8 protein-coding genes are annotated in these 15,613 nt (G+C 46.7%); 4 read left to right on the top strand and 4 right to left on the bottom strand.

Going from position 1 to position 15,613, the window contains the following annotated elements; translation table 11 throughout:
* Positions 1-96: 96 nt before the first annotated feature.
* A complete protein-coding gene (locus WC815_21210; GenBank protein ID MFA5911302.1) occupies positions 97-696 on the bottom strand; it encodes a hypothetical protein in 600 nt (199 codons plus the stop codon).
* 16 nt (positions 697-712) lie between these two features.
* Positions 713-1,591: a DNA-binding protein gene (locus WC815_21205; GenBank protein MFA5911301.1), complete on the bottom strand. Its 879-nt coding sequence runs from the start codon at positions 1,589-1,591 to the stop codon at positions 713-715.
* Positions 1,592-1,946: 355 nt separating this feature from the next.
* Between WC815_21205 and WC815_21200 the strand changes: the two genes are divergently transcribed.
* Positions 1,947-3,068, top strand: a complete 1,122-nt coding sequence (locus WC815_21200; GenBank protein ID MFA5911300.1) for a zinc-ribbon domain-containing protein — start codon at positions 1,947-1,949, stop codon at positions 3,066-3,068.
* Between the two features lie 312 nt (positions 3,069-3,380).
* Here WC815_21200 and WC815_21195 read toward each other — a convergent pair whose 3' ends face one another.
* Positions 3,381-4,067, bottom strand: coding sequence for a JAB domain-containing protein (locus tag WC815_21195; GenBank protein MFA5911299.1), 687 nt, complete (start codon positions 4,065-4,067; stop codon positions 3,381-3,383).
* A gap of 456 nt (positions 4,068-4,523) precedes the next feature.
* Positions 4,524-6,242, bottom strand: coding sequence for a hypothetical protein (locus WC815_21190; GenBank protein ID MFA5911298.1), 1,719 nt, complete (start codon positions 6,240-6,242; stop codon positions 4,524-4,526).
* Positions 6,243-7,338: 1,096 nt separating this feature from the next.
* Here WC815_21190 and WC815_21185 point away from each other — a divergent pair.
* The 3 genes from WC815_21185 to WC815_21175 all read left to right on the top strand — a co-directional run.
* Positions 7,339-8,007 (top strand): hypothetical protein, encoded by a 669-nt coding sequence (locus WC815_21185; GenBank protein MFA5911297.1) that lies wholly within the window; start codon positions 7,339-7,341, stop codon positions 8,005-8,007.
* A 215-nt stretch (positions 8,008-8,222) separates the two neighbouring features.
* Positions 8,223-9,023, top strand: a complete 801-nt coding sequence (locus WC815_21180; protein MFA5911296.1) for a hypothetical protein — start codon at positions 8,223-8,225, stop codon at positions 9,021-9,023.
* A 58-nt stretch (positions 9,024-9,081) separates the two neighbouring features.
* Positions 9,082-15,613: calcium-binding protein (locus tag WC815_21175; protein ID MFA5911295.1), on the top strand; the 6,532-nt coding region annotated here is incomplete at its 3' end.

The raw sequence follows: 15,613 nt of genomic DNA, 5'->3' as shown, positions 1-15,613 counted from the left end.
GCAGCAACAGCCTCTGACGCATGAGCCAGATAGTACATGCCTGAAAAAGCGCTACTGGAGCACTGACTTGGCGCTTGAGGCTTGAGGTACGGTTGGTCAACCCATTGCAAGCCACTGCCGATCCATTACTTCCGAGTAGGTCTGCTGCACGGTTAGCCAGTTTTGTCTGACTATCAAATATGATTCATCATCAGTTTGCTTAAGGAGTGCGGCCAACTTAAACCAGACCACCAAGAACGCCAGCTCCACGAGTGATTCATCTATCGGCTCGGCTCTCTTTCCAAAGGTAAATAGCAACCATTCAATAGTTATAATTGCCTTTTTACCATCGCGACGCCGTTCTATTTCTGCCTGTTTCCTATCGCGTATTTTGCATTCCTTACGCAAGAAATTAAGCTCGGCACAGTCGGCAGTTGCTTTGATTTCGCCATCAAAATCGTCAACGAAATCCATGACACGACTAACTACTGGTGTCCAGACTCTGTCGATATCGCACCACTTATCAAAGTGCTTGTCTGAAGTTTTACCAATTCGACCAGTCAATGCAAAACGCAAAAACCAAATAGACAAAAGCGCTTCAAAAGATACTGGATGAACACCGCCAAGAATTGCCCCTGTCACGGTGGTATCAACTATTGCCAGAATCTCTTCAAACTGTGCTGTTAACAGCTTTGTGGCGATGATGTTGCTTGTCATTTAGTTACTTCTATTTCTACTTCTTCTTCTCTGATTTTTCATCACTATTGAGCTTGGCCATCAGTGCGGCATTTTGTTCTTTCAATGAACCCGAGAGCCCCTTCAACTCCGCCGCTTCCTTAATTGCTGCGTCTCTTTCTGCTCTATCAGCTTTTGCCGCGGCTTCGGCTTTCTCCAACTGCTTTTGACTGTCGCTAATGCTGGTTTTCGCTTCGTCTCTCTGTTTTTCAACTTCAGTAATTTTACCGCGCGCCTCGTCCAACACAGCTCTGAGACTATCAATTTCCTGCTGGTATCTCTTAGCCGATTGCGCGGCACCTTCTTCCAGCTTTGTTATTTGCTGTGCGTGCTCTTCGCGCTCTTCGGCACGTTCTTTATGCATACGCTCAAGCTCTTGCCCTTGGGCCTTTACCTGCTGTTCCAACTGTTCGGCAGTAGCCTTGTACCGAGCTCCAGTAGCAGACAGGCTAGTGACTTCTTCTGTCAAAGTCACCATTTGCGACTTGAGACCATCAATTGTTTCGGCGGCCTCCTGGGCCTCTCGCTCAAGCCTCTCGGCAGCATTCAGGGCTTCTTGAAAGCGGTTGATTGCTGCCGCCACATCTTCAGCAGCCTTTTGCTTCACTGCCTCAATCTCAATGGCGGCTTCGTCTGTGGCCATACGCCAGGCCATAGCAAAAGAGGCTTGCACCCGATCTGGAATATCAACCGCTTTCTTGACCGGCACAATTGGCGCCTTATCCTTCCACTGCTCCAGGTACTTATATATGGTCCGGAGGCTACCGCCCCCCAGGGCATCAAGTAACGTGGTCGCGGTTACGTCTTTACCTTCTGCTACCAGCCGGTTGGCGGTCTCAAAAAGCTCATCCGGGTCTATCGGGTGCCTGCGTGCCATCTTTCAGCCCTCCATTCATCAATGGAGACATCTTACCACACTTTATTTTTACCACTATTATCTTTATTATTACTATTACCATTTATTATTACCAATAAAACATCAAATTTTTGCGTTTTTCGCGGTTTTTGCCACTATCGCGCGCACGCGCGTAATAGCAGCCCCTGAAAAATGAGCCTTAGGCGCCACGGGTGCCATGGCGATTTCATATTGCTGCGATAACCGACGACGTTTTTTTGAGCCGTTTTTAGACCGGCATGTATTGATCTCTCCAGCGGCGAAACTGTTGTTTATTCCGCTGATGATACGGTGAAATAATAGAGTCCAATTTTTACCCTCTTCTAGTGCGCGAAATATGCCAGTAAAGAAGCGAGATATTGAAGAAATCTATGAACCGTATCCGCTCGAAAAACGAGTTCCACTATCTCGCGCCTATCCAGAAGTAGCCGCGCTCTGGGACTACAAGCACAATTGTGGCTTCGGCCCCGAAGACTTCTCTAGCGGCGCAAATGTTCTAGTCTGGTTCCGCTGCCCCAAAGGCCCTGATCACATTTTTAAGACTGTGATTTTTACTGCTGTTCGGTCCTTTCGCAGTGGAAATAATGGCTGCCCTTTTTGCGCAAATAAGAAGCTATCGGTCACCAATTCTCTAGTCACTGTGCGTCCAGACCTCGCCAAAGAGTTCATGGAAAAGCGAAACAGGAAGAAAGTAAAAGATGTTGCCGGAGGCGCCAACCGCTACTGGTGGCAATGCCAAACCAATTCCAAGCATACTTGGTTAGTGAGCATAAACAGCCGCAGTTCAAAGGATACCGGTTGCCCAAAGTGCGGCATAGGCGACACCATAGATCTCAGAAGTTATCCAAAAGTGCTCGCTCAGTTTGATAGCAAAAGAAACAAAGGCATAGACCCTTACAAGCTTTCAATCAAGAACAAAGTCCACTGGAAATGCAAAGTAAGTAAAGACCATCTCTGGATTTCAACATTTAACCGCCGCAAGGGAGAGCGTTGCCCGTTCTGTAAAGGCTCTTTAGCCTCCAGCACAAACAACCTATCACGCGACAAAGAACTGGCAAAGCAATTTCATCCCAGTAAAAACAAACCACTGAAGCCACAAGACTTCTCTTTGACTAGCCGTGAAAAGATATGGTGGAAGTGCTCTAGCGGAGCAGATCATGAGTGGTTGGCGCCAGTCAACATGCGAGTTCAGGTAAGAACAAAATGCCCTTTCTGTCTCAATAGACGGCTATCTATTACAAACTGTCTGGCAAAACTTTTCCCTAAATTAGCCAAAGAGCTGCATCCAACGAAGAACGGCAAGCTCTCCGGTAAAGAGATAACTGCGGCATCGACTTTGAAAGTCTGGTGGATTTGCAAGAACAATCATAGCTTCCAACAAATTGTAAGAAAGCGTACTTTTGAGGGCCGGGGCTGCTACAAATGCTATCTTGCAAATTTTGGGCGACAAAAAGAATAACTCACAGTAGGAGTTTCATGATGTCAGCTGACAGCTTCAAACATTCAAATTACACAGTGCTATGATGTAACAAGGTCGTAAGCCTTGGCTGGCTGCTTTGTGGTATAGCGATGCCCTTCATATAGGAGGAGAAAGCCGGTAGAGCAGACCCCCCTTTTTCAGGCACCAGACCTATCAGAATCAGCCCAGTAAAACAGCAGGGCGAATTATTTTCATCGCCATCTTAGCCCAGCCGATTAACTGCGCCTCTTTTGCTTGCCCAATCAGCCGCCAGTGCCTGCCCACGACACCGGCGGCAATATTTTGGCCTAGCTACAGCCAGAGATCTGGCCGGTTTTCCCTCAGACTAAACAACTCGTCACCGCCGATGATGACATGATCGAGCACTAGCACACCTAGAATCTGACCGGCTTTAATCAGTGTACTAGTAGTCTCAAGGTCTTCATTACTGGGTTTCACAATACCGCTCGGGTGATTGTGCGCGCAGATAATAGCGGTGGAATTTGAAAGTAGAGCGGCTTTAAATACTTCTCTTGGGTGCACAAGACTGGCACTAACAGTACCTTTTGAAACTTCGTTGTAACCAATAACTTGAAATTTGGTATCAAGATGGAAGGCTACAAAATGCTCCTCCGGGTAGAATTTCATAGGTTCAATCAAGCGCTCTATTTCTTGCGGACCATGTATAGCATGTGGCTTCACGCCTGGCTCTTTGATTAGTGCCAGCTTCAATTCTGGCACAATATATTTCAAGTGTTTTTTCAAAGTGCTGCCACTCAATCTCTTTTTCTTTAACGTCTTATTGTCAGATCGTCTACTACTCAAGTTCTCTCTAGCCAAGTTCTTTTTAGTGCTCTTAACAAACATAGTGCCGCTCACCGTCTGACTATCAATCAGCTGGTTATTCACAGCCACGCCACTTACCAAAATATTGTTCACAGGCACCTCCCAGGAAAAGGGCGCGAGTGCGCCCCATGCAGCACTGCCCGCAAAGCGCAAAAAGGGGTCCTAAAGTCAATGCCTGCCGCTAGGCACCGTAGGCTTGGGCGTTGACTTTGGGCATGTGCGCTTAGGCTCTACGCCGGGCAGGGAGAAGGGAGTGCCCGACAGGCTTTCTTTGACTGCTCGCCAGTAAAACTGCGGGGCCGACTTCATCAACTACAAAACCAAGCAACGTCGAAAAAGAAGTAATACTCAAACGAAAACGAAAACAAAAAACCACAAAAATCCAAGAACTCGATCCTGAAACACCTACCTGATAAGGCTTAGCAGATTCCTAATACCCCTGGTGACAGCTTCGCTATCCTGGAGCCCAAGAAGTAGGATTCATTACCATCTGCCCCCACATTTGATACCACAAACAGGAACAGTGCTGTAATGCGGCAATAGGTAGAAGTTCCACCCCCTTTCCAAGAACCAAATGGCGGATTCCGCGCTAATCGTTGCCACCCCAAACTAAGGTGCCGGACCATGCTGCCTTTGACTAAGCTCAAGCCTTAATCCTGATATATACCCATGAAGAGGAACAGCATCTTCCTCACAAGGAGCAAGACTCAAGTAATTTGCCAGAACAAAAAGAAGTGTTTTCAATTTAGCCACGGGCAAATCGCAAATACTGTTCTTAGTCAAAGAAGCAACTTTGTCTCTCCACTCTTTATCAGCAGACTCAGAAGTAACTAAGAACGACTTCTCTTTAGCTTTAATATCCTTTTTAGACCTCATGGATATCTCATAGACAATGCGTCTAGCTGCCAGGAGCCCTGGTGGCGTAATTTTTTCTAGATCAGTGGAAGGAGGCTTGCTCTCGCAAGGAGCAGCCTCCACCACAGCGTTATAGTCGTCCGTACAGGATGAAAAGAAGCCATCAGCCAGGTCTTCATAATCGCGGCGCCAAATATCCTTGTGCTTGTAGAGAGTCTCCCTGGAACACTCAGCCGACTGCTGTAGCTCAACAGTAGTAAATGACCGCCCAAGCTTCCTAATTCTATCAAAAGCATCCTGAATTCTCTTGCGAGCATCCCTCTTCCTATTAGCATTCTCACGCACCCAAGAAATAGGAGGCGCCACCGAGTACTTGCCGCCCTCAACAAATTTCTTGTGAGCCGGGCGCCAATTAGCGGCCCTATCAACCTGGGCGATGGCGTCAGCCCGCCCTCTGTTTATGTCCTCACTCTGGCCGTTGTGACGAGCATCAAGATACTCCCTAATAGCCCACTTTCTCTCTTCTTCATAGCCGTAGCCCAATGCCGGAAGGTTCCGGCTGGGATCACCATAGAAGAAATAGTGACCCAAACAAAAAATAGCCTCCGCCCTTTGGGATGGCCCAGATAGACCATTTAGATGAAACAACCGACCTTTGTACCAACTATCGGGATTGATACCTGGTGGCAAATGAAAGAAGACCGATGAGACAAAAGAACTGAACTCACTAGGCGGCAGTACTTGTTCAGATCCAGATTCAGGTTCAGGTCGCCTAAGCGGAATGACATTGGCACCAGGACGGACAACAGCCAGACGAGAAGCAGCAGACTTGCGCGCCTCTAAATCTTCAACATATGCCTTAAGCGACCGGAAAGACTCAAATGAATTGGCATCGGCATCGAGAACATCAAGGAAAAATTCCAGTGCCTTACTGGCACTCATCTCATAGCGCTCATGGTCAACATCGAGCGTCTTCTTATCCAACCAGGCCCAACCCGACTGCAGGGGCAAACGCAAACCCATACCTAAAGATGCATCACCAGGATGAGGGAAAACCTCAAGGGTGCCCTTTGCCACCTGGAAGTCACTCAAAGTAAGCAACTTCACGAGCTGGCGGCGCAACTCAGAACTATTTACCGGCTCATCAAAGAATATATATAGGTGCCAGCCACCACTAAAACTCGACCGGTATAAAGAGGAGCGGCCAAGCCCGGCGGCAGCCAACACAGCAAGCAACTTATCCAACTGAGCCTTGCTGTGGTACTTACTGCCATTGTCAATATCAAGGACGGCGTACCGAGTAGACTTCCCAGCCCTTGTACCTATATAGAATTTGTCGTGAGCACAGGAAATGGCCTTGATGATCTCAGTATCGCTCAGCTTCCACTTCTCGTTAGCCGACGACCATGAGCCACCATTCAAGGGGCGATATATATATCCATACCTATGGAACAGCTCAAGGAACTGCGCCAAACAAGACTCCCACCCGGAGGGGAAGAATTTATCGCGCGCAAATCTAATCCGCGCGCTCGAGTTCGAGCGCACTTGAATCTGTCCGGTAATAGTTGGTCATCCTTAATTCGGGACGTGTTGACCTAACCGGACCATTGCTCTATTCTGGAATCAATTCGGGAAACTTGTCAAAAACCCGACGACAACTGAATAAAATAGATCCGCTAAAGGTCTAACAAAAATCATCGCCTCCAAGCGATGCTTTTTGTTATAAGACGTTATTTTCTTGAACCATCCGGTCTAGGGAGCAAAGCTCCAAAATGTCTACTGCATATACACTCCGCAGATCCTGCCAAGTGCCACCAGCCACTATATAAGGTGCGCTCTTGGCGATCAATACTTTGAATCTTGAAATTGGTAGATTTAGTGCTTTTTCGCATGCCTGCGAAATTTCGCTAGAGCTTCGCTGTTTTCCAAAACCAAGATACAGTGCCACTAGTCAACAAAAAGGCACCATACTTTAAATTACGACTTCGTCGTGCAGCGAAATGCTACGAAGACGATTTCGCTGCGTACCCCCGTAGCAACGAAATGCATTTATAAGACATCCGCATGAGAAGCAGTAGCAGCGAAGCGTCCAAAAGGCCACAGCGCAGCACTAGAGGAACTGTTCTTCGCAGCTACGATCAAGCGACAGCGAAGTGAGTTTTCGCCAGACAACGAAAACCAGCGAAGTCTTTCGCTGCATTTTCGCCACTTCGCTACCGAGCAACGAAGCTTTTCGCTAGCTTCGCTGCTGTCATTTCGCCAGCTACGAAAGAGAACTGCGAAGAAGCGAAAGCAGTGTATATGGAAGGAATAGCCGACCGGGTAAATTTCGCTATCACGCAAACAATACTGATAATTTAGCCACTCCACGGCGAAGGAAGGCAACACCCTGGCATGACGAACCTACTTCGCAAGCAGCGAACAAAAGCAGCTAGTAATATTCGTTGCTCACGGAAAGAAGCCACAGATAAGCGTTTTTCGATTGAATTCAAGACAAAAAGACTTATAATCAGCTAGAGAAATCCAATCAATATATGCAAATTATTGACACCAGATATAGAGGCGCCTAGTGAAGACAATATCTGTAAAACAAGCAGCCACAGCATTAGGACTTTCCCCTCGGGCCATTCAGTACAAGCTCCAAAACGGCGACCTGAAAGGCACCAGATCAAAGAACCAATTCGGCAAATCCGAGTGGCGGATATGGCCGACAAAGGATATCGCTGAGGCCTTAAAGAAAATCGAAGGCATTCCTGATAGTGCCGATTCTCCGGATGAGCTTAATTTTGAGTTTGTCAACAGCGAAACTATTGATGCCGAAGAGGTGAACTTCAATGACGATGAAGAGTTTTTCGCCGAGCCTACAAACTGGCGACAAGTTGAAATGGAACGTCTGGAGGTTATGGCAGAGAAGCTTGTCAAGCCTCTAGCCGATAGAATTGAAGCCCAGGCAATGGCGCTAAGAGAACAGGAATCCGTCATAGCGGATCAAAAGCGCCAACTCCGGCTCCTCCCTGACTTCCAAAAGCAAGCAGAAGACGAGCGCAAAGCAGCAGAGATAAGGGCAATGGAAGTTGTGGTCCTAAACAAGCAGATAGAAGCCATTGAGGAAGAGAAGAAGTTACTAGCTATTAAAGCCAACGAAGCCACAGCACTAGCTCAAGACCTACAAGATCTGAAATCCCAAGTAGAACAACTCCGCAAACCATTTTGGAAAAAATGGCTTAGCTACAGGTAGCTTTAATTTTGCCCTTACAGACCTACAGGTGAAGATTCTATCCAGAGCAACGAAAAGTGTTGCCAATACAACACTTTTCGTTTGAATCTTAAAACTGTAGAAGGTTTTATCAGATATGCGAAAGTGCTGTAAAGTATTAATAGGAATCCATAATAGCTATCTAGCAAGCTTTCTTGCTGGACTGCTTGTATCTGTACCTGACTGCGGGTCATCAAGTGGATCTCAAAACAATATGTAAAAAACAGCAAAAGCTGATAGTTATTGGATCACTTGTCGTGGTTGCGTGGCTTTGCTGGGAATGGCGTTGCTGTGTGGCCTATAATCCTAGTCCAATAGCAAAGACATTGTTTAGTAGCATGGATATCCTATCGGTAGGTAATACTTTCAAAAATAGAGACGATTCGAGTTCGTCATTTCAGGGGCTACGCTTTGCAAGTAACTTAGTAATAATCGGAAGAATGCAAGAGGCAAGCCAGTTGCTAGAAATGCTTCTCAAGATGGAACGGTTACGGACTGACAGGAAATGCGATGTACATAACCTCTCCCGAATTTTTCTAGTTTACCGTGACATCGATCGGAGCAACCAACTTTCAGCTAATGATTGGATCACTTTGAGTAACCCTATCAGACTGGAAGCGGAAAGGGCTTACGAGTATTACAAGAAAGTTGTACCCAATTCAACATCGTTGAACGATGAAAGTGTCGCGTCGATTTTCAGAATATTGAGTGAGCGCTATGAAGCTCATCACTGCTTGACCGAAGCTATAGAGTGCCAAAGAACTGCCGTAATAGCCGAAAAGGAGACGCAAAGAGCGAACAGCTTGCTCTACCACACACTGCTCTACCAGCTAGCCGTCCTTTATCACAAGAACAATATGGATAAAGAAGCGGTTAGCGTTGTAAATCAAACAATTGCATTACCAGAGGGGGTAACAGCAATTGGTACCACTGATGAATGGTTCAAAAAGAACCACATAAAGAAGTGCAAAGAACTTCTCAGCTCTCTGCGAAATTAAACTATATTAACTATATTTCATACTCAAGGTTAAGGGCGAGCTTCGTAAGGATTAATAAATGGCAACAGTAGCAGTAGCAATAGTAGATGGCATTGTAATTGAGGCGGAAGAGTCAACAGCACCATTTGGTGAGCAAGATGTACCTAAAAAAGCTACTAGAGCGCTGAATGGGATCAATCCAAACATTAGGAAGCTGCTACAAAAAGCTGGATATGACAGTATTCGGATTGAACCAATTTCAAATAACGATAACGGAAAGACACGCCCGTGTCCTGAACAAGATCAGTCTGATATGTCTCTGAGCGACAGTGGCTTCTCAGATAGCACGGTGCCCCATGAAGTGGGTCATGCGTTAAATGATATCCTCGGCGAACAAAATGGACGAAGCAATTATTCCGATACACAACAATTCAGAGATGCCCTAACGCGCGATGCTGCGGAAACTCCTGGAGCCGATGATCTAAGTGCCTATCATGATGATGGTTCGAACGAAGGTGGATTCGTGGCCGATCTCCACATGGCTATGTCGGAGATTCAAAATGGCAGAGGTGACGTAACCCATAGCACCTATTCCGGACTAACACCGAACCAAATAGTTGATAAATATAAAAATTCAATCATTGAGCTTCAAAAGCAAATTGATTTTGCTGTTAACAAAATGAATTCCACAGATGGTAGTTGGCCTACCACCGCAGTGAGAAGCTGCTGGGATGAACCATGGAAAAAAAGTCATGATTCTAGAGAAATTCGAGCACGGATAAACAACGCTACCCAAACTCAAGGGACCGATCCTCTAATACTAGATTTAGACGGCAATGGCATTGAGACAAGTACTCTCGCTACTGGTTTTTATCTAGATCTAAGCAACTCCGGCTTTGCTAGTAGGATTGCATGGGTTTCTGGTAATGACGGTATATTGGGCATTGACTTGAACGGCAATGGACTAATTGACAATGGGACTGAATTAATTGGTTCGCAGCTTCCCTATTCATCGCAAGTTGATAGTTTCAATTCTTTAGCCAATTTTGATAGTAATCTTGATGGTGTAATAGATGCAAGCGATGAGAGTTTTTCGCAGCTTATCGTTCAGAAGGCTGATGGTTTCAATCAATCACTTTCAGAACTCGGTATCACTTCAATTAGTTTAGCCAAAAACAGTACAAATTTAGTTGATGCATCAGGCAACACACAAATTTCTGTGAGCACCTTTACGTACGCAGGTGGCACTTCTTCGAGTATTGCAAGTTATCTTTTACAGCAAGATACCGCGGATACTCATCAGCGTGAACTCCTGACCCTTTCATCAGAAATCGATGCTTTGCCTAGTGCAGCTGGTTCAGGATTTGTAAGTAGCTTGAGCCAGGCTATGCAGGCTGACACTACAGGACAGCTACAGTCTGTTCTAAACTCCTTCCTTAACGAATCAAATCTTGAGATTCAAGATAAATTGCTTGACCAACTTCTAGCGAAATGGACGGGGTCTGAAAATGCCCCGAACGTATTGCATATGGATGGCAAAGTTTTTGGAGTAATTAAAAAATTTGCTGGTGTAAGTGAATTGACGTTTCCAGGAACAGGCAGTGCACCAGGGTTCGAACACCAGCTAATACTAGAACCTATTTATACCGAGATTAAAGATTTTGTCTATGGGCAATTAATGTTTGACAATGGTCCTTTGAGCGACATAAGCAGCATTCTTGCAGCAGACGCATTTTACAATCAAACTACCGAGCAGCCCAACTATAACTTAGACGGAGTCGCTTCGTACTTAATCAATCTAGAAACTAGCGATGCTTCTACTGCTGCATTGAAAACAGCAGAGTTTCTCCGAAGTCTTCGTGGTTTGGGACTTTTGGACGTTTCAAACTTTCAAAACTTCTACGACACTATTTCACTAAGTAGCCCGTCTCTCAAAAGTGTTATAGACGCTTTCGGAGTAAATCCTGTCTATCATCTTGACGGTACTACCATTGACAGAAGTGGTGTCACTATCGATGAAACAGTAACTTCTTTTGGCAATAGCAGCTATGTTCTCCTCGGCTCCGGCAATGTTATATACAATGGCTCTGGCTCTAACACTTGGTTGACTACCCAGACCGGTGCATATGATATTAATGTAGGTGGTGGGTTAAACTACATCTACCTTGGTTCAGGATCTGCAAATATCTCTGCTGAAGGCGCGGGCACAACCAATATTCAGGGAAACATTGGAGACAACCAATTAAACTTTGGCCAAGGCACAGGAGTCATGAACTTCAAAGCTGGCAACGTCAATTTACAGCCTCATACTGACAGTGTGAGCTTTGGTACAGGACTTGACTTTAGCTCAGTGGCTTTGTCTGCTCAGGGCTCTGATTTGATTGTACAGTTTGGTCAGTCCACTTCAGATCAATTGATTTTACGTGGCGAACTGGCACAGTCTGCAGCCAAACAAATCAGTAGTTACTCTTTTGCTAACGGTACGACTCTCACAGCTGAGCAATTCGGTCAAGCTGGGCTGACTTTTGAGGCCTCCGGTTCTACAGTCTCATACGATCACAGCGGTTCATATGTCAGAGAAACGATCAATCTTTCTGGCTCGAATAGCACACTCAGAATAGGCACCGTTGAAAATACTGTTAACGTCAGCGGAAATAGTGACTTCATATATGGTGGCAACAGCAACAACACATATAATGTCATTGGCTCTAGCAATACGATCCTTGCCGGCTCCGGAGACAATACAGTCAATTCTGCCGGATTTAACAATCAAATTTTCTTAGGCAGCACTGTTGCCGGAGTAAGCGGGATAGGCGACAACACAGTCTTAGATACAGGCGTAGGCAATCAATTCTGGTTTAATCCAGGAAGCACACAAACAGGCAGTGCAAACATAACAGTTGGTACAAACGCTGGTATCAACCTTGGAACAGGGCATGTCGATGTTAACGTGGGCCTTGGAACTGGCACTACTGTAATTCGCAGAACTGGTCCGGCATACACACCGGGAGACTCAGATACTGTCAACTTTGGAGCTGGCATTACTCAGTCCAGTCTTTACTTCTGGTCTCCCCCAGTGGCATCTGGCGCTGTTACACAATACGACCTCAACATTGATATAGCATCAGGAGAAAAAATTGTTCTTAATGCTGGGCTTGCCGGAGGAGCCCAAAGAGTTGAGACATTTACTTTCTCTGATGGCTCAATCCTTACATTAGACCAAGTTCTATCTCAAGGCGTTCACGTAATTGCTTTCACAGATCCATTCTTTGGCGGTCCTTTCATTGATCGTAGATTCGCTACCTGGAAAGAAATCACCACTGTTATTGGAGACAATGGCCAGTTGTACGAAGGCTCTGGCAATGACGCTATTGAAGACCGCGGCAACAACAATTACATCAATGCTGGTGCTGGTGACAACACAATAATCGCTGGCAACAACAGTACAATAGTTTCTAATTTCGGAACTAACGCAATAACAATCAGAGCTGGCTCAGGCACTACCATTATTCAAGAAAATGGTGCACTTGGCGGAGCTTTCAACAATGGTAATGACACTCTAATTTTCGGCGCTGGTATTACAGAAGACAATATTCTCGCTTCATTCACAAGCGAAACTACTCTTCAGATTGATCTCAGCACAGGCGAACAGGTCATCATTGAAGGTGAAACGCTTGATCCTTTTGGTATTCGCCAAGTAAGCACATTCACATTCGCTGGTGGCCAATCACTCACCGTCCAACAGCTTCTCGACATTTCAGTATTGGCAATCAACAATTCTCTCGACAATGTCACTATTGACAGGTCTGGTTCCACAGTTAATGAAAGAATCAACAACAGCGGTCACTTCGACACTATTCTTTTCGGCGCTGGCACGACAACACTAAACGATACTGGCAGCGACAACCTTGTGTATGTTGGCACCGGCTTGGCTAACATAAATGCATCATCAAATAGCAGCATCTTTGGAGGTGCAGGCGACGCCACGATAACTGTTGCTTCAGGTGTTTCTGGCTTGCAAATCTTCGAGCAAACAGCTGGTAGTGGTGCAAATGGATATGATTCAGTCGTTCTTTCTGGTGCTGTTTCCGTAGATGAATTTACATTGTCATCAGCTGGCAAAGATCTGACTCTAACCGACAGCCTGGGTGCAGCAGTCTTGACTCTGAAAGATGGACTAGATGCATCTGCTGTTGCGAAGTCAATCAGTGACTTCGCATTCTCTGATGGCTCGCACGTTGCCTTCAACGATCTGATTCAGCGAGGAGTCAATGTATCTGACAGCTCGTCAGATGCAACTGTTGATCGCAGCTTCTCTGCCGCAAAAGAAATCATCACTCACACTGGCAGCAATGGTACGTTCTTGCTCGGCAGCGGCGACGTGACAATGTCAGTCGGCACGAATGACATTATTCACTCTGGTAGTGGTTCTAGTGCATTCAATATTGCTGAAGGCAGCGGTTCCACAACCATCATTGAAGATGCTCAAAGCGTGAATAGTAGTGCCGGTGACCTTATCCAACTTCTGAACCTTGCAGATACAAACCAAGTCACAGTCAGAGCTTCTGGTTCTGATTTCACTCTGGGATTTGCTCCTGGTGATACAGTCACCCTAGTCAATCAGCTGGATGGGGCTGGACTAAAGAACATCGGTGCCTTCATCAACTCTGACGGCTCTATTCTTGTTGATAGCGCTGAAATTCAGCAAATTGCTGATGCTTCTCGCTCAACAGCTGGCGATGATGTTCTTACTGGCAGCAGATTTGGCGACCAAATAAATGGCGGTGATGGTAACGACACCATCGCTGCCGGTCTGAGCAATGACGACCTCTCAGGCGGCTTGGGTGACGATATTCTGAGTGGTGATGCTGGCAACGACTTCTTGTATGGCGATGACGGCGACGACACCCTCAACGGTGGAAGCGGCGAGGACATTCTTAATGGATATGTCGGAGCAGACACCTTGAACGGCAATGACGGCAACGATGTCCTTGTCGGCGGATTAGGCAATGATTTCTCTTCTGGCGGCATCGGTGATGACACTTATGTCTTCAACCTGGGCGATGGCGTTGACACAATCGACGACGGTGCTGGGGTACTTGGCGGTGGCAACGATGCCATTGAGTTAGGCGCACTAAGGCCTAATGTTCTCTTCGCTGCGGAAGGCGAAGACCTGCGCATCAGCTTCACTCAATCAGCAGAGAGTGTTCTTGTTCAAGGCTTCTTGAGCGCCGATACCAGTAGACATATCGAGCTGGTTAAGTTCTCTGATGGCTCCAATATCAGCTACGCCGACATCGTCACTCTTGTCTCAACACCGCCTGGTCAAGACATCTACGGCACAAGTGGCAATGACACCCTAGCTGGTACAATCGGCGCTGACAGAATCTATGGTCAAAACGGCCACGACACAATCAATGCTGGTGCTGGAGACGACCTCGCCTATGGTGGCAATGGTAACGACGCGCTGAATGGCCAAGATGGCAATGACACTCTATTCGGTGAAGCCGGAGTTGATACCCTACACGGCGGCATTGGCATGGATGCCCTTGATGGTGGCTCAGGAAACGACTTCCTCTACGGCAATGAAGGAGATGACAATCTCCTTGGTGGCACCGGAATAGACGACCTAAATGGTGGTGACGGCAACGATTCGCTAGACGGTGGCTCTGGCAATGACTTCCTCTATGGCAACAATGGCAATGATGTTCTTGCCGGTGGAGCTGGTGTTGACTATCTTGAAGGCGGCGTTGGTGCCGATTCGCTCGATGGAGGAACTGGCAATGACACCCTCTATGGCATGGATGACAACGACATCTTAGTCGGAGGTGGCGGTAACGACACCCTCGATGGTGGTGATGGAGATGACAATCTAGACGGCGGTTCTGGCGCTGATTTCCTCTATGGAATGGCTGGCAATGACGTTCTTTCTGGTGGAACTGGCATCGACACAATTGACGGCGGCATTGGCGATGACACAATCTCTGGTGGCACTGGCAACGACGTTCTTCTAGGCGGTGATGGAATCGACCACATCGATGGCGGAGTTGGCAGCGATGACATCCACGGCGGCGCTGGTGACGATATTCTTATCGGTGCCGGTGGTAATGACACAATTGCTGGCGATGATGGCAATGACAGCATCTACGGAGACACTGGCAACGATATCTTGACTGGCGGAACAGGCAACGACTACCTGGAAGGGAAAAACGGAGTTGATACTCTTTCTGGTAGCACAGGCGACGACAGTCTAGTCGGCGGCTATGGCAACGACACTTATCTCTTCTCCCAGGGGGACGGTGTTGATACTGTCAATGACCAAGGAAGAGTCTCTGACCACATGGACACCATTCGCTTCGGTACCGGTATAACAACTCAAGATGTTGCCTTCTACATGCAAGGCAGCGACCTCTACTTGAGTCAAGGTGCCGGTGACGTTATCAAAATCACAGACCAAGCTTCAACCACTTCGAAAATTGAGAAGTTTGAGCTTGCCGATGGTCATTTTGCTGGCTCAGCCGACATTAACTTGCTCATTCAACAGATGGTTGCCTTCGACCAGGACCACACTGAAGTCGATATCACTAGCGTCAATGACGTCAGAAACAACC

The organism is Vicinamibacterales bacterium (assembly GCA_041659285.1).
In the GTDB taxonomy this organism is placed as follows: Bacteria; Acidobacteriota; Vicinamibacteria; order Vicinamibacterales; family UBA2999; genus 12-FULL-67-14b.
The sequence above is the reverse complement of the archived record's forward strand: the minus strand, read 5'-3'. Positions and strand labels throughout refer to the sequence as shown.

What these genes read in the sequence shown, in the direction of transcription:
- WC815_21210 (MFA5911302.1), bottom strand. Translation starts at nt 696, where the DNA reads ATGACAAGCAACATCATCGCCACAAAGCTGTTAACAGCACAGTTTGAA.
- WC815_21205 (MFA5911301.1), bottom strand. Translation starts at nt 1,591, where the DNA reads ATGGCACGCAGGCACCCGATAGACCCGGATGAGCTTTTTGAGACCGCC.
- WC815_21200 (MFA5911300.1), top strand. Translation starts at nt 1,947, where the DNA reads ATGCCAGTAAAGAAGCGAGATATTGAAGAAATCTATGAACCGTATCCG.